This window comes from Paraburkholderia sp. GAS33, assembly GCF_050436645.1.
GTDB lineage: Bacteria > Pseudomonadota > Gammaproteobacteria > Burkholderiales > Burkholderiaceae > Paraburkholderia > Paraburkholderia phenazinium_B.
In genome coordinates, this window is sequence record NZ_JBNDMP010000005.1 from 618,454 (window position 1) to 638,361 (window position 19,908).

Consider the following 19,908-nt stretch of genomic DNA (forward strand, 5'->3'; position numbering starts at 1 on the left):
CCCTGCGGAGCGATCCCTACCTGTCGTGAACGCGTCAGAGCGCTGGACTGTACGCGCACTATTGCGGCATCTGCTGCAGGCCGCTGTGGTGTGCGTCATGCTCTTCGTCGCGCCGTTCACGCTTGCGGCCAGTTTGCCGACGGACACTCCCGCGCCGGCGAGTGGCGCGTTTCCCGCCAGGCTCGTCGTCGGCATGCTCGCAAACGGATGGGCGCCTTTCGAAGCAGTCGACGATGGGCGCCTTACCGGCTTGAGCGGCGATTATTTGCGGGCGCTCGTCGGACCGGACGTCGTCATCGAGACGCAGACCTATCCCGATATGCCGCAACTGCTCGCGGCCCTCTCGTCCGGCAAGGTCGACCTGGTGATGAGCATGGCGCGCACTGCGGAGCGCGAGCACAGCCTCAGCTTTACCGCACCTTATTTCCGGGCCTCAACGTCGGTCGTCGTCAAGGTTGACGACAAGGCCGTGCAAGATGCCACGCAACTCGCCAACGCACGGATCGCGGTCGAGAAGGGCTTTGCGATGGACCGGCTGCTGCGCGAGCGTTTTCCGCACGCCCAGATCACGGCTTTCGCAGACACCGCGTCGGCGTTGCGGGCCGTCGCAAAGGGCGATGCGGACGCTTATTTCGGCTTCACCCCGTCGGTTCAGTACACGCTCGCGAATGACGAGTTCCGCGGCTTGCGCATCGGTTTCGAGGACAGCAGCAGGCCCAGCGAACTGCGCTTTGCCGTGGCGCGAAATCGTCCCGTCTTGCGCGACGCGTTGGACCGCGCATTGGCCGCCATGTATCCGGCCGACGAGGCCGCCATCCGCGCTCGCTGGTTGGGAACGAGTTTCGATCCGCCATCTGACTACGCCGCGCGGCGTGTCGTGCTGACACCCTCCGAGCAGGCATGGCTGCGTCTGCTGCCTTTGCTGATAGGCATCGGCGTAGCGCTGGCGGTGACCCTGCGCGCCTACCTGCTGCTGCAGCGTGAGGTGCGGTTGCGCAAGCGGACCGAGCGCGAGCTGGCGGCACAGCTCAACTTCCAGCAGACGATGATGGAGATGGTGCCTTATCCGCTCGTCGCAAAAGATCTCGACGGACGCTACATGGCGATCAATCGCGCTTACGAGGTGAGTTCAGGCTTGCGGCGCGAGGCGGTGCTGGGACGGACGAGCCGGGATGTGCAGGCGTGGGGACTAGACAATAGCCGCAAGCTGGAAAGCGCGACGCGCGAAATGCTGAAAAATGGCGAGCGTTTCCAGCTCGAGCTTGAGTTTGCGGACCGCAATGGCGAGATGCGGATCGGTCTGTTCTGGACCAACCTATGCCGGGATGTGGATGGCGAGCCTTCCTGCGTGCTCGGCACGGTCGTCGACATCACCGATATCCGGCGCGCCGAGATGCTAGCCCGCGAAAACGAGCGGCGCCTGTTTGACGTGACGCGCTCGCTGCCGGCGGTGGTTTTTCAACTGCGGCGCGACGAGCGCGGCCGCTACTCGTTTCCTTACATCGGCGGCAATGCGCGGCACTTGCTGGGCGGTGACAGCGACACGCTCGCGAAGCCCGGTGACATCGATTTCGAGCGCGTGTGGGCGGCAGACCGGCCGCGCGTGCTGGCTGAACTCGAGCGCTCGGCGCGCTCCGAGACCCCGATTCACATGGAGTTTCGCTCTGAAGGCTCCGACGGTCTGCGGTGGGTGCGCGCCGAACTGGTGCCGCGTCGTGAAGCATCGGGCAGCGTGGTGTGGAGCGGATACTGGGTCGATGCGAGCGCGGAGCACGCGCGTTCGGAGGAACTTGCACGGGCCCGCGATCTCGCCGAGGCCGCCTCGCGTGCCAAGGACGATTTTCTGGCGATGATGAGCCACGAAATCCGTACGCCGATGAACGGCGTGCTAGGCCTCGTCGAAGTGCTCGAACGTACGCAACTGAATGCCGACCAGGGCGAAATGCTGGGCATGATCCATGAGTCCGCCGGCGCGTTGCTGCAGATCCTGGACGACCTGCTCGACTATTCGAAGATCGAAGCCGGCCGTTTGACCCTCGAGGCGGAACCGATCGACATGCGCGATCTGGTCGACAACGCTGTGGGGTTGCTCGCTGGACGCGCGCACGAAAAGGGCCTCAAGGTGCGCGTCGATATAGCGCCCGAAGTTGCTGCCAGTTTGCGCGGCGACAGCGTGCGTTTGCGTCAGATCCTGTTCAACCTGCTTGGCAATGCGATCAAATTCACACTGACCGGTGAGGTTGACGTGCGCGTCGCCGTCGCGGAGCAGACACAACAGACCCAGACGCTCGAGATGAGCGTGGAAGATACAGGAATCGGTATCGAGCCAGAGGTTCAGGCGGCCTTGTTCGAACCGTTCGTGCAGGCTGAATCGTCGACAACACGGCGCTTCGGCGGCACAGGACTTGGTCTGACCATCTGCCGCAAGCTCATTGCGCTGATGGGCGGCGCGCTCTACCTGCAGAGCACGCCCGGGGTAGGCACCCGCATGACCGTGCGCGTGGTGATGCCCATCGAGGCGCAGCACTATAAGGTCAGTGGTTTGCGCGGCAAGCGAGGAATCGTCGCCGTCTCCGACGCACGTGTCGCACAGGCGCTGGTGCACTTTGGCCGGGCGCTCGGTATCGAGTTGCGGCGGGTCAGTCAGGGTGCCGCAGAGTTGAGCGACCCGGCAGCGCTCACCGACGTCGAACTGGTGTTCCTCGGCGAGGACCTGGAAGTGCCCGCCGCCGTGCGCTCACGTGCGCGCGTCGTCTATCTGACAGAAAAGCCCAAGCCTACCGGATACCGCGTTCTGGACGACGCGGTGCGCGTGAGTATCAATCCCATCTCCTGGCGCGGGCTCGGTGCAGCATGCGCCGCTTCACTCACGGGATTGTCGACTCCCGCACCGCGCGCGCGGGAGTCTGCGGAAACGGCGATGGTGCCTCCCGACAGGGAACGCGCCATCGCGAGCGGCCGGCTGATTCTTGTGGCGGAAGACCATCCGGTGAATCAGGAACTGATCCGTCATCAACTGGCCTTGCTCGGATTTGCCTGCGACGTGGTGAACGATGGCGTGGAAGCACTCGCCGCGCTGCAACAGACCCGCTACGGATGTCTGATCACCGACTGTCTATGTGCAAGTTCGAAAGATACACATTAGATATGCAAGTTATATCAAAATGGACACAATGTACTCACCGAACAACTACACGCACTCGCGTAGCCACAAAGGGCAGATGACAAGCGTAGCAAACAAGATAACGTTGCCGGAGCTATCTCTCACTGAAGTTGCTGACGGTCCCGGGAAAAACGTAACTCGGGTAGACATTCCGACGGAAGGTGGCGGGACCTTCACGTATTTCACGAGGCCAGTGGGCGACATCAACGCGATCTCAGGCAGACGCCGTGACAACAAGCCGAGCTGGTCGCCGCACACTTTCCCTCTTTTTCCTGTAGTCCGGAACGCCGACGGCTCGCCGTGGCTAGAGGCAAATCTATGGTTAGTCGACATGCTAGTGGGCAAACTCGCGCCCGAGATGCTGAGCTACGCGACTATTGCGCAGGACTTGGCCGCTTTTCGCCGGTTTGTTGACGAGAAGACAATTGACTGGCTGAACTTTCCATCTTTTAAGCTTCAACGCCCGACCTATCGATTTAACGGATATCTGACTCATTCCGTTGAGGCCGGCGAGATCACCCGCAACACCGCGCGTCGCCGCATGGGGACGGTGATTCGGTTTTATCGTTGGCTGAAGTCCGCAGCGCATTTTGTCCCGAGTCATCCCACTTGGGTCGAAGAAGATCGCTTCGTTCAAGTGCTAAACGCTCAAGGATTCACCGGTTTGCTCAAAGTTGCGACGACCGATGTGTCTATCAAAGGACGAACTGCTGCCGACCCTTACAGCGAGAATATTGATGACGGCGGGAAGCTCAGACCGCTGCCACAGGTCGAGCAAAAAGCTCTGGTGGAAGCGCTCCTCGACCGCGGCAACACTGAGATGACTCTTATCTTCCTTGTCGCGCTGTTTAGCGGAGCCCGAATCCAAACGGTTCTGACTATCAAATGTCGGCACGTCATGCAGGCTCCCTTGGAGATACAGGGCAACGTGTTCCGACTGCCTTGCGGTCCAGGCACAGGCATCGATACAAAAGGTGGCGTCAAGGGTGTTCTCCACCTACCGAAGTGGCTCTATGAAGATCTTCATGTCTACGTGCTCAGCCAACGCGCCCTGTCTCGTCGCAGAAAAGCTGTCGGCGGCGACGACCCCGGTCAACCACTTTTCTTGAGCAATCGTGGCGCCCCAATGTACGCGTCAAGGCGAAAACCTTCTGAGTTGAGCCGAGAGCCATACGTTTCGCGGCACTCCAAGAACGGCCAACTTGTTCGGCAATACATCGCGGACTATTTGCTTCCCGCGATGCGGATGCGAATGAGCAACCCGCATTACGAATTTCGCTTTCACGATCTTCGAGCGACGTTCGGGTTGAACAAAGTAGATGGTTGGAAGGAAAATATTAACAATAGATCAATGTCCTACACCGAGGCGCTGACCCAGCTTAGTCAACTCATGTGGCATTCCAGTCCAACTATTACTGAACGGTATCTCAAGTACAGAGAAAAGCTCACCCTCTTCGACGCGGTCCAAGATGGATGGAACGAACACCTGACGCATCTTGTTCAACGCATGCGCAATGCGGAGGTGCGTGTTGGTGCGCAGGACTGAAGAGATATCTTTACCTTTGGCTGAGGGCGTCGTCGTTATGCGTCCCGAGGCGGCGCTGCTTTCTTGGCCGAATCATGGCGGTCGACTCGACGTCGGACGATTCTGCTTCCTTAAGCGCAATACTGCGCCGAGGAGGATTGAAGACCAAAGCTTCGACTGTCTCGACGATAGGCGTATTAAGGCGGTTCGACGCCTTATTGAACATTTCTCGGAGGCCACTGATCTAGGTTTAAGCCCTTGGACGTTGCGAGGTCGATACGTCGACTTGAACCGATTCGTGGCTTGGGCAGATGAACGTTGTCGTCATGGTGTTCTGTGTAACAGAGATGAAACGGAGGCGGCTCTCAAAGTCTACGGTGACGAGCTGCGAGAACTCGCCTCACAGAGCCAATTGAACCGAAATTCCGTTGCCACAACGCACAGAAACCTCAGATCATTGCTAAGCGGCTTTTTCGGCGCTGACGACTTTGGCGCAGACGTCAAATGGGTGCGTTCCAGTACCAAGCATACCGTACCGACTGAGGTGCCGGACGCGGAGCCACTGGCGACGCTGTTTGCTTGGGCTGACGCAGCGTTTAGCAGCATCAGTTCACATGTCTTGGAATCGAAGCCGTATCCGTTTTCCATCGCGACTTCGCTCGGCCAAACAGTCCTTGTTGTTCCTCACGGCTTGACTGTGGGTCGACGGCCTGAGAAGCGTCCACGTGGGCTCCTCGGATGGAATCTCGAAACGGGTGAGATACGCTCGTACGAGGAACTGTGTGATCAGTTCAAGGCGCAAGGACGGAAGAAATTTCGACAAAACGCCTATAACACGCGAAAGGCAGCGGTCGTGCACTTGGAAGCCGCAAACCAAACGGGCTCGGCGCTCCGACGCGTGCACGCGCTGACGGCTGCGCTTGCTTTCGCGGTATTGTTCCTGGCTGAAACAGGAATCAACGTCGCTCAGTTGGTGGAGATGAAGTGGAGCACTGAGCTCTCGGATAGCTTGGCGTCGGCGTCCGTGGTCAGACAGAGATTCCGACAAGTCAAATACCGCGCTGGTGGTAAGGAAATCGGCTTTAATGTGTCCATCGCATTCATGCCGAAGCTGAAGACCTATTTCGAACTGCGCGAATATTTGGTTCAGAACTCGCCGATCGATGCGCTCTTTGTCGGCCGAGGAACAGGACGCGGTGACAAGATCGTTGCTCTCGTAGAGGAATTTCTCACCCAGTTCTATGAGCGCCTAGAAGCGTTCGGAGTTTCACTTCCCCGACTCACAGCGCGGCAATTGCGCACAGCCAAACAAGACTGGGCTATGAGCAACCACGATCCGGCCGTTGCGGCGGAGTTGATGGGGACGACTTTGGCGACAGCCATACGCGCGTACTCGAATGGCACTGCCAGTGCGCAGAGAGCCGAATTTGGCGCGCTCTTCGCGTCTATCGAGAAAGTTATCCTTGGCGCGGGAGAGCAACTGCCGCCCGGAAGTATTGAAGGTGCTCTCGGTGCTTGCGTGGAGTTCCAGCATCCGGAGGCGATATCAGCTGAGGCGACGGTAATTCCGGATTGCAAATCGTCTGAAGGCTGTTTGTTTTGCGATAAATATAAGGTTCATGCAGACGAGACCGACGCTCGTAAGCTGCTCAGCTGTCGGCACTGCCTGCGGCTCACCGCGCACCATGCCCAAGACGTTGACCGGTACGAGAGAACCTTTGGCCCCGTATTGCGCCGCATAGACTTTATTCTTGACGAGATGCGTAGGCGCGACAGTGCGCTTGTGGCGCGAATCGAAGAAGAGGTTGACGTGAAAGGTAACTTCGACCTCTTCTGGGCGAGCAAATTGGAAATGCTGATTGAATTGGGAATAGCATGAGTGAGATCAAGACTGTCGAGCTAGAGGTCGCAAGCCCGCATGGTGGCTTTCAGGTGGAAGTCTGGCATCGAATCGCCGACGATACGGTCGTTACCCGCGACAGCGCAGGACAGCCTGCATCTCTTTTTGGTCACAACGTCTGGGACGTCTCGGCATATGACAACGTATGCCTTGAGCGGCGCTTGCACTTTCGTCGGCATATGCCTGCAGCGGCACTTCATCACATAAACATCGCAACCTCCCGTCAGTGGAAGCAAGTGATGTATCTGCTGATGCATGTAGCCTCGGATGATATGCCTGCCTTCCCAACAATGAGCAACTGGCTGACTGACCTGCGGACGTTTAGTTACTACGCTGCCGAGCAGGAACTTACCCTCTATGAAGCTTTGGGCGACACCAATGCTGTTCTCGGCTATATGCAAGTGCCCGGTAAAACGAAGAGGAGGTTGAATCTTCGGGGCATTTTGGCGCACCTCCACCGACTAGGGCCGACGGTTTCAGGGGTTCAAGTTCCGTTTCACGAACTTATCGAACCACTAGCCGAGCTGGCGGCTGAGTGCGGCGACTATTCCCAGCATGCAGTAATTCCAACACGAATTTATCAACGCTTTCTGGCAAATTGCGAATACGAGCTTGGTTTGGTCGAGGCCATCGCATCTGAATTGGAGACGCAACTGGACTTGGCCTGCTCGGGGAAGCGAATTAACCCATCCGACGCCTTAATTGGCGTAGCGGAACATTTCGGTGCCAGTTTGATTGCTAACAGTGAGGTAACTTCCGACTACTTCGCTGCGCTTGATCGGTTGAAAAGCAGAGGGGGTGCCAAGATTACCAAGGCCGCTGTTGCCAGAGAAGCCGGCCGGAACAGAAACAGCATCAACAAACAGTTGCGCGACTTTGATGCGCTTGTCGCCGCTATTGCCGCGGCCAACGAAGAAATTCGTTCACATCAGCAGGACGCGAGCGTTTCTCGCCAACAGGCCAGAAGCGACAGGCAAGATACTAGAGGCTTGTCGGCATTCACGACGGAGATCTGTGCACTATGCCAGGTTCTTATCTTGGCGTTCACGGGGATGCGCGCGGCCGAGGCAGAGAGTCTGCCTTACGACTGTTTGAATACGTTTCGTCAGGACGGCGTTGAGCACTATTCTATTGAGGGTGTAACTACGAAACTGAGCGGCGGTCGGGTGAAGCGTGCCAGCTGGATTACAAGCCATCTTGCTGTCAGAGCAGTCAAGCTGGCGCAGCGGATATCTGGGGTCGCGCATCGCGCGAATGGCGCGGTCGACTACGCGAGCTCCTCGGACGGAAAGTTTCGGCTCAACTGCCGTCTTGGACTGTCGGGCAAGACTTATGTGCCGAACCGAGCGCCTTCGAATATCCAGCAAAGCATCGAAAATCTCCGTCAACGAGCTTTCCCAGCCATCACACAGGAAGATCTTGACGAGTTAAAGCTCATCGACTTGCATCGCGCGTGGGAGGCTGAGCCAAAATTTGCGATCGGTGCTGTTTGGCCGTTCATGCGGCATCAACTGCGCCGCACGCTGGCCCTTTACGCCCACCGAAGCGGACTCGTCACCCTGCCCAGCCTCAAACGTCAGTTGCATCACATCACGCTGGAAATGTCGATGTATTACTGTCGAGGTTCGGGATTTGCAAAGAAATTCGTTGGAAATGACAGCGACCACTTTGCACGCGAATGGGCCGATGCACAGGGCGAGGCAGAGCACCTCGCGTACGTCGCACAGGTTCTATTCGCGGACGAGCGTTTGTTCGGGGGCCACGGTGTGTGGGCAACAAGCCGCGCGACCAAGGAATCGCCAGTTTCCGTGTACTCCCGTGACGAAACTCGCGCGATGTTTAAAAAGGGACAACTTGCCTACAAAGAAAATGCGCTAGGTGGCTGTGCTAATCCAGAGCCGTGCGACAAGCCGCCGTTTGATTGGCTAGACCTCGAGTGCTTGGAGAACAACTGCAAAAATCTCATCGTGGTTCCGTCGAAGCTCCAGCGCGTAATAAAGATTCAGGAACGGCGCGTAGAAGCGCTTCGTGCGAGCGCGCTAGGTTCCGTGGAATACCGAATGGAGACAGCGGCGCTAGCAACCATGTACGCCGCCCAAGAAAAAACAATCAAGAGAACTCAGTCATGAGCGAAGCGTTATCTGTCTACTTTGAGGCCCTTGAACGGCTAGTGCGCCGGAGGGGCAAGATAAACAACGACACAGTGGCCATTGAAGCCGGTCGCAAGAAGGGGAGCATTAAGAAGTCGAGGCCGCAACACGCCACACTCATTGCAGCCATCGACGCTGCTAACGAGCGGGTGCGCAGACCTCAAAGTGATGCTAGCGATCGCGTTCAACAAGCCAAGGACGACAGTAGAGAACTCCGGCAGCAGTTGGACGCCGCGTATGCTCGCGAGCTTTCGCTGGCGAGGGAAGTTATGGAGTTAAGAAGGGAACTCACATCTCTCCGGGGGGGCAAAGTCTTACCGATCCGCGAGCCCCGTGCCAAGTCTGATTTCTGACCAATGCGTCAGAGCATGACGCTCCATACGCCGGCTATGCGTTGGGAAATGGACATTTCGCGAGAATTACGTCCATTTTTTAAAAAATTTCATGGACACGACGTTCTTGTCTAAGGCTTTGATTTTCAAAGCAACCTCGACTGTCCATTTTCGTATTTCTTGGACATGTTAGGCACATGCCGAACCTGTCCGGCTACGAACTTGCACGGCGTGTGCGTGAAACTGAAGAGGGCCGTCTCGGCGGCAGTGGTATATCGCATCTGCCCATTCTCGGCATCACAGCCAACACTGCGCCTGAGGATCTGAGTCAATGCCGCGACGCCGGCATGGACGATTGCCTCGTGAAGCCGACCCGTCTCGCGACGTTGCGCGAACATCTGAGCCGCTGGTTCGGTACAGAGATTGTGCGTCAAGTTGCGCCGGTCGAAGCGGTCAGTACCGCACCGGCCGCCGTGGCCCAAGGTCAGGAGCCCGTCGAGGCGTTTGTGCCTGTGGATCTCGCTCACATGACGCAGTTGTGGGGCAGTGAGTCAACGGTGAAGGCGCTGCTCGACTCGTTTGTGACATCTGTGCGCGACGACGTTCGCGCTTTGCCGCCGTTGCTCGATCATGTGGATGTCACCCAGTTGCGCCAATGGCATCACCGGGTTGCCGGCGCTGCGGGCGTGTTGCAGTACGCGCCGTTGCTCGCCGCGTTGGAGCAATACCGAAGCGGCCTTGGCGGCAAATCGCCGGAGCGGCTGCGCGCAGATGGCATGGCGCTCGTCCAGAAATGCAACGCCATGCTCGATGGCATCGAAGAGCAGGCCGCTTTGCTCGCATAGCGGCGAGGCAGTGATTCAGATAGCTGCCTGGTCAGCAGTAGCTGACCGGCTTGGCTCGCTCAGCGTATTCCCTTCACATTTGCCCAGACGAAAAAAAACGCGGCCGAAGCCGCGTTAAAGATTGGAGACATCCTTCGGTGAAGGAGTCACTTCTCGCTGCCTGAAGCATAGCGCCAGGCAGCGATTTGATTGCATCCGAATCTCGCAATTATCTATTTTCTGATTTTGTAAGAAAGACGGGCGTCCGGCCCCTGCGCGCTAAGCCCCACGTCGGCCCGCGATTTACACTAGTATGGGGTGGCTCCGTGCGCGACCCATGTGTGGTGCGGCGGTGCACCAAGTCCGGAGAAAAATATGAATGCAATTCGGAAACTCAGTCTGGGCGTTGTTTTTTGGGCACTGGCGTCGGGGATCGCCTTCGCAGACACGGTGGCGCTGAAGGCGGATCTCGAGCCGTCGAGCGAAGTCCCGCCGCGCGTCAGCCACGCACACGGCATGCTTGACGCCACCTTCGATACGTCCACCAAGGCGTTGCAGTGGACGGTCACCTATGCGGATCTGTCGAGTCCCATCTCGGCCGCACACTTTCACGGCCCAGCACCGGTCGGGCAGAACGCAAAAATTCAGATCCCGATCGACAAGAGCGCGCTTGCCAGTCCGATCAAAGGCTCCGCCACGTTGACGGACCAGCAGGTGACCGACCTGATGGCCGGTCAGTGGTACTTCAATATCCACACCGCGCAGAACCCGATGGGTGAGATTCGCGGTCAGGTGCGACCTTCCAACTAGCGGTCTTTGCGCGGCCTGCGGCCCTCCATTTGTCCGCTGTGTAGCAGGCGGGCGTGCATGAATCGCCGGAGGATTAGAACCGCTCATCCAGCGGATCATTGTGCGAACCCACGTACCATGACGGTTGACCATTCATGGAGGGTGTCCCGATGAGTTGGCAAAGTGCGCTCGCATGCTGGTACCTGCGCCGGCAGTTTCGACCGGCGACATTAAAGACCGAGATCAGCGTCGAGGGTGCGCGTGCTCTTACGGCGAAACGTGCCTGGTCGCCGAAAGTGCCTGCGGGCTGGCGCTTACTGGAACAATACGGCCCCGGCGAAACGTTGCGCGGCGAGTGGTTCGAGCCAGCCGCCGGCAGCGGCGAAGCAGCCGGCGTTGTCGACACCCCCACCATTCTCTATCTGCACGGCGGCGGTTATTACTTCTGCTCGCCGCGTTCCCATCGCTCGATTGTGTTCGGCCTGGCGACACGCTCGGGTGCACCGGCGTTTTCGCTCGACTATCGGCTCGCGCCTGAAGCACGCTTTCCCGCTGCTCTCGACGATGCGTTGGCCGCCTATCGGCAACTGCTCACGAGCGGCAGGCCGGCGGAATCGATTGTGATTGCGGGTGACTCCGCGGGCGGCGGCCTGGCTCTCGCTACGCTGGTTGCTTTACGCGACGCCGGTGATCCTTTGCCGGCAGGCGGCGTGCTGTTTTCGCCATGGACCGATCTGGCCGCGAGCGGCGCGTCGATCCGCATCAACGATGGGGCCGATCCGATGTTCAGCGGTCCTGCGATCGGCCGGGCTGCAAAGCTATACCTTGGCGATACGCCAGCGACGCATCCGTATGCCTCGCCGGTCTATGCCGATCTGCACGGCCTGCCGCCGCTTTTCATTCAGGCCGGCAGCACGGAAGTGTTGCTGGACGACTCGCGACGGGTAGCCGAGAACGCACGCAGCGAGGGTGTGCCAGTCGAGTTGCAGGTGTGGCCGAACATGCCGCACGTCTGGCAGATCTTCACGCCTTTCATTCCCGAGGCCCGCCGCGCGCTCGACGGCGCCGCTGCCTTTGTGCGCGAGGTAGCGGGCCCGCGCAGCGCTCAACCGTCGAGCGCAATGTCGATGGTCTGATAGGCGGTCTTCACGAGTTCCGGTCCATATTGCCGCTCGAGCCGCCGCACGGTGAAATGGCCGTGCGCGACCAGCTGGAAGTGGTCCATAAAGACAGTGTTGACCATCGCACCCAGCACAGCGCCGATCGCCGGAATCGACTTGGCGGCGATCTGTTCGCTGACCTGCACGGAAAAGCGCGACGCGATCGTATTGAGCAGGCGCAACAGCGCCGTCGATCCGTGTGAGGTGAAGCCTTTGGTCGCGATCTCCGCCGACGCCTTCGAGACCGCCTGCGCCAGCGCGCCGCGCATGATGAAGTAGCCGTAGTCGGCGTCGTCGTCGGCTTTCGACGTGCCGCCCATCCCCAGCACCGTCAGACATTGCAACTGCGCGTCGATTGACGAGAGGTCTTCGCCTTCGCTACGCGCAATATCGCAGATCGAGCGGAACATCAATGTGGTTGTGACCGGCAATTCCACCGGCAACGCGAACAGCCCGAACGCGCCGCCGGCCGCGCCGGTTGTCGCCACCGCGAACTTGTGCAGCAGATTGCTCGGCCGGTCGGGAATCGCAAGCGGCGGCGCGTCGGGGTCGTGCCGCCCGAGCGTGCGTAGAGCGAGCTGCAGGCACTTGCGCAACGCCAACTGGGTTGCGTCGTTCACCTTCTCGTTGGCGATGGCCGGCATGCGCGACAGGAGCTTTTCAAGCGGCGCCCCGACGATGCTGGCCAGTTTCATCGCCAGCGCCGGGCTTTCCAGCTCGTGTTTCGCGCGTCGTAGCGCGCGCAGATCCTCGGCGGACAAGCTCTGTTCGGCGAGCGAAGTGGACTCCATGTGCCTCCCTGTGGCGGGCAAATTCTGTAATTAGCTGATCGTCGGCGCACCGGATGAACGCCAACACAGCCAGTTTAGAGCGCCATAACATGCTATGATTCCCCATTGTTTGACGCGTCAACCGTTGCGCTATCAAAAAACATGGCTGTCCATACCGCGGCTCACCATTCGAGTGGGCAAGTTTTACCGTTCCGGGAATCGCTCATGGCGATGCTCGGCGTTTCCTTTGTGACGATGCTTGTCGCGCTCGACCAGACCGTGGTCGGCACGGCGCTGCCTACGATCGTCGCTGAGCTCAAGGGCTTCGAGCTTTACGCGTGGGTCGCCACGTCGTATCTGCTGACCTCGGTCATTACCGTGCCGATCTTTGGGCGGCTCGGCGATTACTACGGGCGCAAACCGTTCGTGATCGCGTCGATCATCGTTTTCACCGGTGCCTCGGTGCTCTGCGGCATGGCCAACAGCATGCTGTTCCTGGTCCTTGCGCGCGGCCTGCAGGGTATCGGCGGCGGCATGCTGGTCGGCACCGCCTTCGCCTGCATTCCCGATCTATTCCCCGATTCAGTCGTGCGCCTGCGTTGGCAGGTGCTGATGAGTTCGGCGTTCGGCATCGCCAACGCCATTGGGCCGTCGCTCGGCGGCTTCCTCACGCAGTACTACGGCTGGCGCTCCGTGTTCTACGTCAATCTGCCGGTCGGTCTGCTGTCGCTCTTCTTCGTGTGGCGTTTTCTGCCGCATTTGCGGCACGTCGAGCATAAGGGCAAGATGCGCCTTGATTGGCCGGGCGCGTTGCTGATTGCAATCTCGCTCGGTTCCCTGCAACTGTTCGTCGAAATGTTGCCCAAGCACGGCGTGTCGCTGACCTCGGTCGCGTTGCTGGTCGCAAGTGTGGCGTCTGCATACAGTCTGTGGAAATGGGAGCAGCGTTGCCCTACCGCCATCCTGCCTGTCGATATGTTCCGCAATCGCAGCCTTGCCGCGCTGTTCACGCTGGCGGTGCTCGGCGGCTTCTCGATGTTCTCGCTGCTGTTCTACGCGCCGTTGCTGTTCCAAGGCGGCTTCGGCATGTCACCGAAAGAAGCGGGTCTCGTGATCACGCCGCTCGTCGTGTTCATTACGATCGGCAGCATTGCCAATGGCCGGATCGTGTCGCGCGTGAGCAATCCGAATCTGATGCTGTATATCGGCTTCACGCTGATGGCGCTGTCATGCCTCGGCGCGGTGGTAGCAACGCGCTCCATGCCGGGATGGCTGCTGATGACGTTCATGGTGCTCGGCGGTTTGGGACTCGGCTTCGTGATGCCGAATCTGACCATCTTCGCGCAACAGACGGCGGGCCGCGAGCATCTCGGCATTGCAACGGCGCTGCTGCAATCGCTGCGGATGATCGGCGGCATGATCGGGACGGCGTTGACCGGCACGCTCGTCACGCATATGTACGCGAGCGGCGTGCGCAGCGCGCTGGAACACGATCAGGCGACGCAGTGGTTCCCGGATATGGGCGATCCGCAAATTCTCATCAACCATGATGCTCAGGCCACGCTGCTAGGTCAGTTAGCGCATGCTGGACACAACGGCGCGGTGCTGCTGGAGTCGGCGCGCGAATCGCTGGTGTCGGCGATTCATCTTGGTCTTGCGCTCGCTGCAATCGTCGCAGTAGCTTCGATCTGGCAAAGCCGCCGCGTGCCGCCCATCAAGCTAAAGCGTCAGGTCGAGCCGACCATCCTCGCTGATTGATTTCGAACACCCGCGTCATCGGAACACCATGGAACAACAGGATCGCGTCGCCATCGTTCAGCAGTTCGGCCGCACCTATCGGGCGTTCATGTCGGCGTTCGAGGGGCAGGTGGGACATCCCATGCCGCGCTGGCGGGTGATGCTGGCGTTGCACGACCAGGGTGGTGAGTCGTCGCAGAAGCGTCTTGTCGAGCGGCTGCGCATCGACCCCGGCGCCTTGACGCGGCAGCTAAAAGCGCTCGAGGTGCTCGGCTGGATTTCGCGCAGCATGGACGAGCGCGATAACCGCATCACCAACGTGCGACTCACGGAAGCCGGGACAGCGGCCACCGAGGAGGCGCTGCCGCGCCGTACCGCGTTCCTCAACGACACGATGGCCGCGCTGCCGGACGACGCGCTCGCGGCGCTGTCCGGTGCGTTGCGAATGCTTGAAGTGAGGATCGGGGAAGTGGTCGCTCAGAAGAACGTTTCGATCACTTCCGTGACCTGATACGAAGGATTGACCACCAGCAGCTGACGCCATTTATCGAACGTCAGACACGGGTGCGAGATGTCGAACGCGATCATGTCGCCGACCTTCAGGTCCGCGCCTGCGGGGATCCGCAGATAGGCGTGCTGATCCATCATGCCGAAGATTTCCCATCCCTCGCCGGCCGTGATTTCGCGCGGCGCCTCAGTGCCTGGGCGATAGTGTTTGGCGGGTTCTGGCATGCCGGCGTCGAATGCTGAATCGCGCTTGCCGAGACCGATGATGGCGCGATCCGGCTCTGGAATCGACTGCACGTAGGCCCACAACTGCAGCGCCGGCAGCAGCCCTTCCCCCATCTTTTTGGCGACCGGATTACGAGCAAAGATATCCGTCTGCGCTTTCCGGTAGACGCCAACGTCGTGCGTCAGATAGCAGCCCGGCCGCAACACCACTTCGACCTGGCCATCCGCCGATGCCTTCACGAACTCTTCCGCGACCACGTCGTACCATGCCGAGCCCGCGCCCGACAAAATAGCCGGTGTGCGCGCAAAGCGTCCTTCGTCGACCAGCGTGCGCGTGATGGCGACTGCGCCTTGCAGAAACTCGCGGACTTCGTGTTCTTCCTTCAATACGCCTTCGTACAACTCCACACCAGCGAGCTTGAGCGCATCTGGATAGCGCGCGATTGCGTCCAGCACGGCGGTGCGTTGCGCTTCGTCGCGCACGCCGGTGCGGCCGCCCGGCACACCGAGTTCAAGCAGCACGTTCAGCGATTTGCGCACCGAGCCGAAGAATTTGCCGAGCTGCTCGACACCATCCACCGAATCCACGAGACAGAAGAATTCGAACTCCGGATCGCTGAGCATCTCGGCGATTATCAGCATGTTGCGGCGACCGACCAGTTGATTGGCCATCAGAATGCGCGACACGCCGCCGTGATACGCGGCCCGCACCTGGTGCGCGGTAGCGAGCGTGATGCCCCACGCGCCGGTTTCGAGCTGACGTCGAAACAGTTGCGGCGCCATGGTGGTCTTGCCGTGCGGCGCGAGCTTGACGCCGTATTCGGCGACGAACGCCTGCATCCATTTCAGGTTGTGCTCGATACGATCCGCGTAGAGCACGGCAGCCGGCAGGCTCACGTCTTCGTTCAGCAGATTCCATTCAAGGCGCGCCGCGTCCAGCAACTGGATACTGGTGCCTGGAACCATGCCCAAGCCCTTGCTATAAGGATCAATCGTTGCGCCCTGATAGTTTGTAACTTTCATGTAATCCTGCTCCATCGTCCAGATAAATCACAGCGAAGTTGACTTTCACATGTTACCGAAAGTAGCATGTTTCCTGAAATGTTATTTAGTACCACGGCGTGGACGCCTGCTGGTACAAGTTGCCGTAAGCGGTGTCGCGCGTTGCAACGGTCCTTCCGATCTTTCCGGTTTTCCATGAATTCCAGCGCTGAACCGCTTACTTTCGACATCGTCGCCCGCATCGCCGAATGCGCGCCAGAACTGCGTTCGGCCGAGCGCAAGGTGGCCGCGCTGATCCTCGACGACCTGACCGGCGCATCGCGCGCGAGCATTGGTGCGCTGGCGCAGCAGGCCAGCGTCAGCGTTGCCACCGTCACGCGCTTTGCCAAGGCGGTGGGTTGCCGCGACGTCCGCGAACTGAAGTTGCGGCTCGCCCAGGCGGCGGCGGTGGGGCAGCGTTTTCTGCAAGGCAACGCGGCAGCCGACGCGCCCGAACCGCTCGCCACCCGTGTGTTCGACGAAGTGCAGACCGCGCTCACGCACAACCACCAGTTGCTGTGCCAGGCACCGTTAGCCGAAGCGGCCGCCGCGCTGCGCGAGGCGCGCATGATCTACGTGTTCGGCATGGGCGGCGGTTCGACCGCGCTCGCCGATGAAATGCGTTTCCGTCTGGTGCGCCTCGGCCGACCCGTGGCAACCTACCAGGACGGCTTGCTGCAACGGATGGTGGCGAGTACGGTATCGCGCGAATGTGTCGTGATTGCGTTGTCGACCACGGGCCGCGTGCCCGAGATGGTGGAGAACTGCCGCATCGCGCGCAGCTACGGCGCGACATTGATTACGCTGACCGCACCCGCGTCGCCGCTGGCGCGGCTGGCGGACTGGGTGATCCCGATCGTCGCGTTCGAAACCGATTTCATTTACAAGCCATCGTCATCCCGATACGCGATGATGATGGCGCTTGACGTGCTCGTCACCGAACTTGCCGTTAGTCAGGGCGATGAGAGCCGCGAATTGCTGCGCCGCATGAAGCACGCGCTCGACGCGCACCGCGGCGGCGGCGACCGACAACCGTTAGGAGACTGACCCATGCATTCGCATCCTGAAGCGGCGGATACGCTGATCATCGACGCTCAACTGTACGACGGCACGGGCGCTCCGCCGGTCGAACGCGACGTGGCGGTGCGCGACGGCAAGATTGTGGCGATCGGCAACCTGTCGAACTGGCTGGCCGAAGAGATCATCGAAGCGAACGGTCGGGCGCTGGCGCCGGGCTTTATCGACGTTCACACGCACGACGACACTCACGTGATCCGCGCGCCGCAGATGCTGCCGAAGATCAGCCAGGGGGTGACGACGGTGATCGTCGGCAACTGCGGTATTAGCGCGTCGCCGGTCGAGTTGAAAGGTGATCCACCGGATCCGATGAATCTGCTGGGCGCGCGGGACGCGTTCAACTATCCGACCTTCGCTGCATACGTGGAAGCGGTGAACGCGGCGCGCCCGGCGGTGAACGTAGGCGCGCTGATCGGACACACCGCGCTGCGCAACAACCAGATGGACCGCCTGGATCGCGCGGCGAGCGCACAGGAAATCGAAGGCATGCGCGCGCAACTCGAGGAGGCGCTGAAACACGGCGCACTCGGCCTGAGTTCGGGACTGGCATACGGCTCGGCATTCGCGGCGCCGCCGGAGGAGGTGATGGCGCTGGCCGAACCGCTGGCGGCGGCGGGCGCGCTGTACACGACGCATATGCGCTCGGAGTTCGACACGATTCTCGACGCGATGGAAGAGGCTTACCAGGTGGGCCGCCATGCACGCGTGCCGGTGGTGATTTCGCATCTGAAGTGCGCGGGGCCGTCGAACTGGGGGCGCAGCGCCGAGGTGCTGAAGTCATTGGAAGGCGCACGCCGCCTGCAGCCGATCGGCTGCGACTGCTACCCGTATAACCGCAGTTCGTCGACGCTGGACCTGAGGCAGGTGACAGGCGAGATCGACATCACGATTACGTGGTCGGAACCGCATCCGGAGATGGCGGGCAAGCTGGTGAAGGACATTGCAACGGAGTGGGGCGTGACGCAGCAGGAGGCGGGCAAGCGCCTGCAACCGGCGGGGGCGGTGTATCACAACATGTCGGAGGAGGACGTACGGCGCATCCTGTCGCATCCGGCATCGATGGTGGGATCGGACGGTTTGCCGAACGATCCGCTGCCGCATCCACGCTTGTGGGGCGCGTTTCCTCGAGTGCTGGGGCACTACGTGCGGGATGCGGGATTGTTGCCGCTGGAGGAGGCGGTGCGCAAGATGACGAGTTTGTCGGCGCGGCGGTTTGGTTTGACGCAGCGGGGTGAGGTCCATATTGGCTACCACGCGGATCTGGTGTTGTTCGACCCGGCGCGGGTGCGGGATACGGCGACGTTCGACAAGCCGCTACAGCAGGCCGACGGGATTGACGCAGTTTGGGTGAATGGCGTGTTGTCGTATCGGGACGGTCAGCCGACCGGCGAGCGGGCGGGGCATTTTGTGGCGCGTGGTGAGGCATCGAAGGCAGATGCGCACGGCGCGTTTTGAGGGTTCGGTCTTTGGGTTTATTGATGCGGTGCGCTGTTGACGTTTGATCTGCGCGCCGCTGGATCTTATAGGGAGTGTTTGTGATGAAGCGATATGGCGTTGAGGGTGGCAAGGGGACTGGCGGGCAACATATGCCGTTCGCGCGTGCGGTTGAGGCGGATGGCTGGTTGTTTGTGTCGGGGCAGACGCCGATGGAGAATGGCGAGGTGATCGAAGGCGGGATTGTGGCGCAGTCGCACAAGGCGATTCAGAATGTTTTCGCCATTCTCAAAGAGGCCGGCTATGGCGCCGAGCATGTGGTTCGGTGTGGGGTTTGGTTGGATGATCCGCGGGATTTTGCTTCGTTTAATAAGGTGTTCCGGGAGTATTTCGGGGAGAATCCGCCAGCGCGGGCGTGTGTGGTTTCTAGTATGGTGATTGACTGTAAGGTTGAGGTTGATTGCGTTGCTTATAAGGGGAAGGGTTAAGGGTTTGGTTTTTTTGGTTTTGCCTGCGCGGCGCTTTAGTGGTTGTTCTTGCTGCTTTGGCCTTTCCTTGCATTGTTATCGGTCTATTAGCGATGCCCCTGTGCGGGGCGGCACTTACTTTCTTTGCCGCCGCAAAGAAAGTAAGCAAAGAAAGCGGGCTTCAAACCGCTAGCCTGTAGGTGTCCATCACTGGCATCAAGCCAAAGTGGTCCGCGCACGGGACCGCTCCTCGCACAGCTTGCATTAGTGACAAAGGACTCATCCGTTCCAGCGTCGCGCTGCGCGCCCCGCCGTCGGGCATAACGCCTTCTGCAAAGTCTGTAGGAAATCTAACTTTATTGGGGCGTGAATTCGATTGGCCGGGATGTCAAAATCGGTTTGCGCGCGAGAGCAGAGAATTGAGTGCGCTCCGCGGCTCGCCTCGTCAAGCTGATGTAGTTTGTCAAGCATTGGACATACGGTCGGCCATTATGCCGCGCAAGCCCGCTTTCCCAGGTATACCCATCCGCGACGCACGCAGTGCGGAGTGGGATGAATGAGTCCTTTGTCACTAACGCGGGTGGTGCGGAGGACGATTTCGTGCGCGGACCACTCTGTTTTCACGCGAGTGGTGGACACCTACAGGCTAGCGGTTGCAAGCCCGCTTTCTTTGCTTACTTTCTTTGCGGCGGCAAAGAAAGTAAGTGCCGCCGGGGGTGTCCCGAATTTTGTGTAAACGGGTTGGTGTTTAACGCTGCACCAGCCGTTCTTCGAACTGGATGGTGAAGCGGTTCAGAGCTGCTTTCC

The 19,908-nt window shown here is 60.0% G+C and carries 14 protein-coding genes and 1 pseudogene; 13 read left to right on the forward strand and 2 right to left on the reverse strand.

Going from position 1 to position 19,908, the window contains the following annotated elements; all coding sequences use genetic code 11:
- Nucleotides 1–25 precede the first annotated feature (25 nt).
- The 8 genes and pseudogenes from P3T24_RS19380 to P3T24_RS19415 all read left to right on the forward strand — a co-directional run bounded on the left by P3T24_RS19380 (nt 26) and on the right by P3T24_RS19415 (nt 11,819).
- Nucleotides 26–3,145, forward strand: a complete 3,120-nt coding sequence (locus tag P3T24_RS19380; RefSeq protein ID WP_429436911.1) for an ATP-binding protein — start codon at nt 26–28, stop codon at nt 3,143–3,145.
- 211 nt (nt 3,146–3,356) lie between these two features.
- The gene (locus P3T24_RS19385) at nt 3,357–4,709 is read left to right on the forward strand and encodes a site-specific integrase (RefSeq protein WP_429436914.1); all 1,353 of its coding nucleotides are present in this window, start codon (nt 3,357–3,359) and stop codon (nt 4,707–4,709) included.
- Nucleotides 4,710–4,974: 265 nt separating this feature from the next.
- On the forward strand, nt 4,975–6,567 hold the full coding sequence (locus P3T24_RS19390; RefSeq protein ID WP_429436916.1) for an integrase: 1,593 nt from the start codon (nt 4,975–4,977) through the stop codon (nt 6,565–6,567).
- Nucleotides 6,564–8,717 carry an integrase gene (locus P3T24_RS19395; RefSeq protein ID WP_429436920.1) on the forward strand — a complete coding sequence of 718 codons (2,154 nt, stop codon included), beginning with the start codon at nt 6,564–6,566 and terminating at the stop codon, nt 8,715–8,717. Before P3T24_RS19390 ends, P3T24_RS19395 begins: the two co-directional genes overlap by 4 nt.
- Nucleotides 8,714–9,091, forward strand: coding sequence for a hypothetical protein (locus tag P3T24_RS19400; RefSeq protein ID WP_429436922.1), 378 nt, complete (start codon nt 8,714–8,716; stop codon nt 9,089–9,091). Before P3T24_RS19395 ends, P3T24_RS19400 begins: the two co-directional genes overlap by 4 nt.
- Before the next feature lie 173 nt (nt 9,092–9,264).
- Nucleotides 9,265–9,915: pseudogene (locus P3T24_RS19405) on the forward strand (response regulator); the annotation flags it as partial.
- A gap of 354 nt (nt 9,916–10,269) precedes the next feature.
- The gene (locus P3T24_RS19410) at nt 10,270–10,704 is read left to right on the forward strand and encodes a CHRD domain-containing protein (protein ID WP_074263344.1); all 435 of its coding nucleotides are present in this window, start codon (nt 10,270–10,272) and stop codon (nt 10,702–10,704) included.
- 149 nt (nt 10,705–10,853) lie between these two features.
- Nucleotides 10,854–11,819, forward strand: coding sequence for an alpha/beta hydrolase (locus P3T24_RS19415; RefSeq protein ID WP_429436925.1), 966 nt, complete (start codon nt 10,854–10,856; stop codon nt 11,817–11,819).
- On the opposite strand, the gene P3T24_RS19420 is transcribed toward P3T24_RS19415, so the two are convergent.
- A complete protein-coding gene (locus tag P3T24_RS19420) occupies nt 11,789–12,634 on the reverse strand; it encodes an EcsC family protein (protein WP_074263346.1) in 846 nt (281 codons plus the stop codon). The genes P3T24_RS19415 and P3T24_RS19420 overlap by 31 nt on opposite strands.
- Before the next feature lie 141 nt (nt 12,635–12,775).
- Between P3T24_RS19420 and P3T24_RS19425 the strand changes: the two genes are divergently transcribed.
- Entirely contained in the window at nt 12,776–14,371 is a 1,596-nt protein-coding gene (locus P3T24_RS19425; protein ID WP_429436927.1) for an MDR family MFS transporter, read from the forward strand.
- Between the two features lie 28 nt (nt 14,372–14,399).
- Nucleotides 14,400–14,861, forward strand: coding sequence for a MarR family winged helix-turn-helix transcriptional regulator (locus P3T24_RS19430; protein ID WP_074263348.1), 462 nt, complete (start codon nt 14,400–14,402; stop codon nt 14,859–14,861).
- On the opposite strand, the gene P3T24_RS19435 is transcribed toward P3T24_RS19430, so the two are convergent.
- A complete protein-coding gene (locus tag P3T24_RS19435; protein WP_429436930.1) occupies nt 14,828–16,105 on the reverse strand; it encodes an amino acid deaminase in 1,278 nt (425 codons plus the stop codon). The genes P3T24_RS19430 and P3T24_RS19435 overlap by 34 nt on opposite strands.
- A gap of 174 nt (nt 16,106–16,279) precedes the next feature.
- Between P3T24_RS19435 and P3T24_RS19440 the strand changes: the two genes are divergently transcribed.
- From P3T24_RS19440 to P3T24_RS19450, 3 genes are all read left to right on the forward strand, one after another.
- The gene (locus P3T24_RS19440; protein ID WP_429436932.1) at nt 16,280–17,170 is read left to right on the forward strand and encodes a MurR/RpiR family transcriptional regulator; all 891 of its coding nucleotides are present in this window, start codon (nt 16,280–16,282) and stop codon (nt 17,168–17,170) included.
- Between the two features lie 3 nt (nt 17,171–17,173).
- A complete protein-coding gene (locus tag P3T24_RS19445) occupies nt 17,174–18,655 on the forward strand; it encodes an N-acyl-D-amino-acid deacylase family protein (RefSeq protein WP_429407112.1) in 1,482 nt (493 codons plus the stop codon).
- 83 nt (nt 18,656–18,738) lie between these two features.
- Nucleotides 18,739–19,122, forward strand: a complete 384-nt coding sequence (locus P3T24_RS19450) for a RidA family protein (protein ID WP_074263352.1) — start codon at nt 18,739–18,741, stop codon at nt 19,120–19,122.
- Nucleotides 19,123–19,908 lie beyond the last annotated feature (786 nt).

Coding starts and splice junctions, on each gene's coding strand:
- P3T24_RS19445 (WP_429407112.1), top strand. CDS start 17,174: ATGCATTCGCATCCTGAAGCGGCGGATACGCTGATCATCGACGCTCAA.
- P3T24_RS19430 (WP_074263348.1), top strand. CDS start 14,400: ATGGAACAACAGGATCGCGTCGCCATCGTTCAGCAGTTCGGCCGCACC.
- P3T24_RS19450 (WP_074263352.1), top strand. CDS start 18,739: ATGAAGCGATATGGCGTTGAGGGTGGCAAGGGGACTGGCGGGCAACAT.
- P3T24_RS19410 (WP_074263344.1), top strand. CDS start 10,270: ATGAATGCAATTCGGAAACTCAGTCTGGGCGTTGTTTTTTGGGCACTG.
- P3T24_RS19415 (WP_429436925.1), top strand. CDS start 10,854: ATGAGTTGGCAAAGTGCGCTCGCATGCTGGTACCTGCGCCGGCAGTTT.
- P3T24_RS19425 (WP_429436927.1), top strand. CDS start 12,776: ATGGCTGTCCATACCGCGGCTCACCATTCGAGTGGGCAAGTTTTACCG.
- P3T24_RS19435 (WP_429436930.1), bottom strand. CDS start 16,105: ATGAAAGTTACAAACTATCAGGGCGCAACGATTGATCCTTATAGCAAG.
- P3T24_RS19395 (WP_429436920.1), top strand. CDS start 6,564: ATGAGTGAGATCAAGACTGTCGAGCTAGAGGTCGCAAGCCCGCATGGT.
- P3T24_RS19400 (WP_429436922.1), top strand. CDS start 8,714: ATGAGCGAAGCGTTATCTGTCTACTTTGAGGCCCTTGAACGGCTAGTG.
- P3T24_RS19420 (WP_074263346.1), bottom strand. CDS start 12,634: ATGGAGTCCACTTCGCTCGCCGAACAGAGCTTGTCCGCCGAGGATCTG.
- P3T24_RS19440 (WP_429436932.1), top strand. CDS start 16,280: ATGAATTCCAGCGCTGAACCGCTTACTTTCGACATCGTCGCCCGCATC.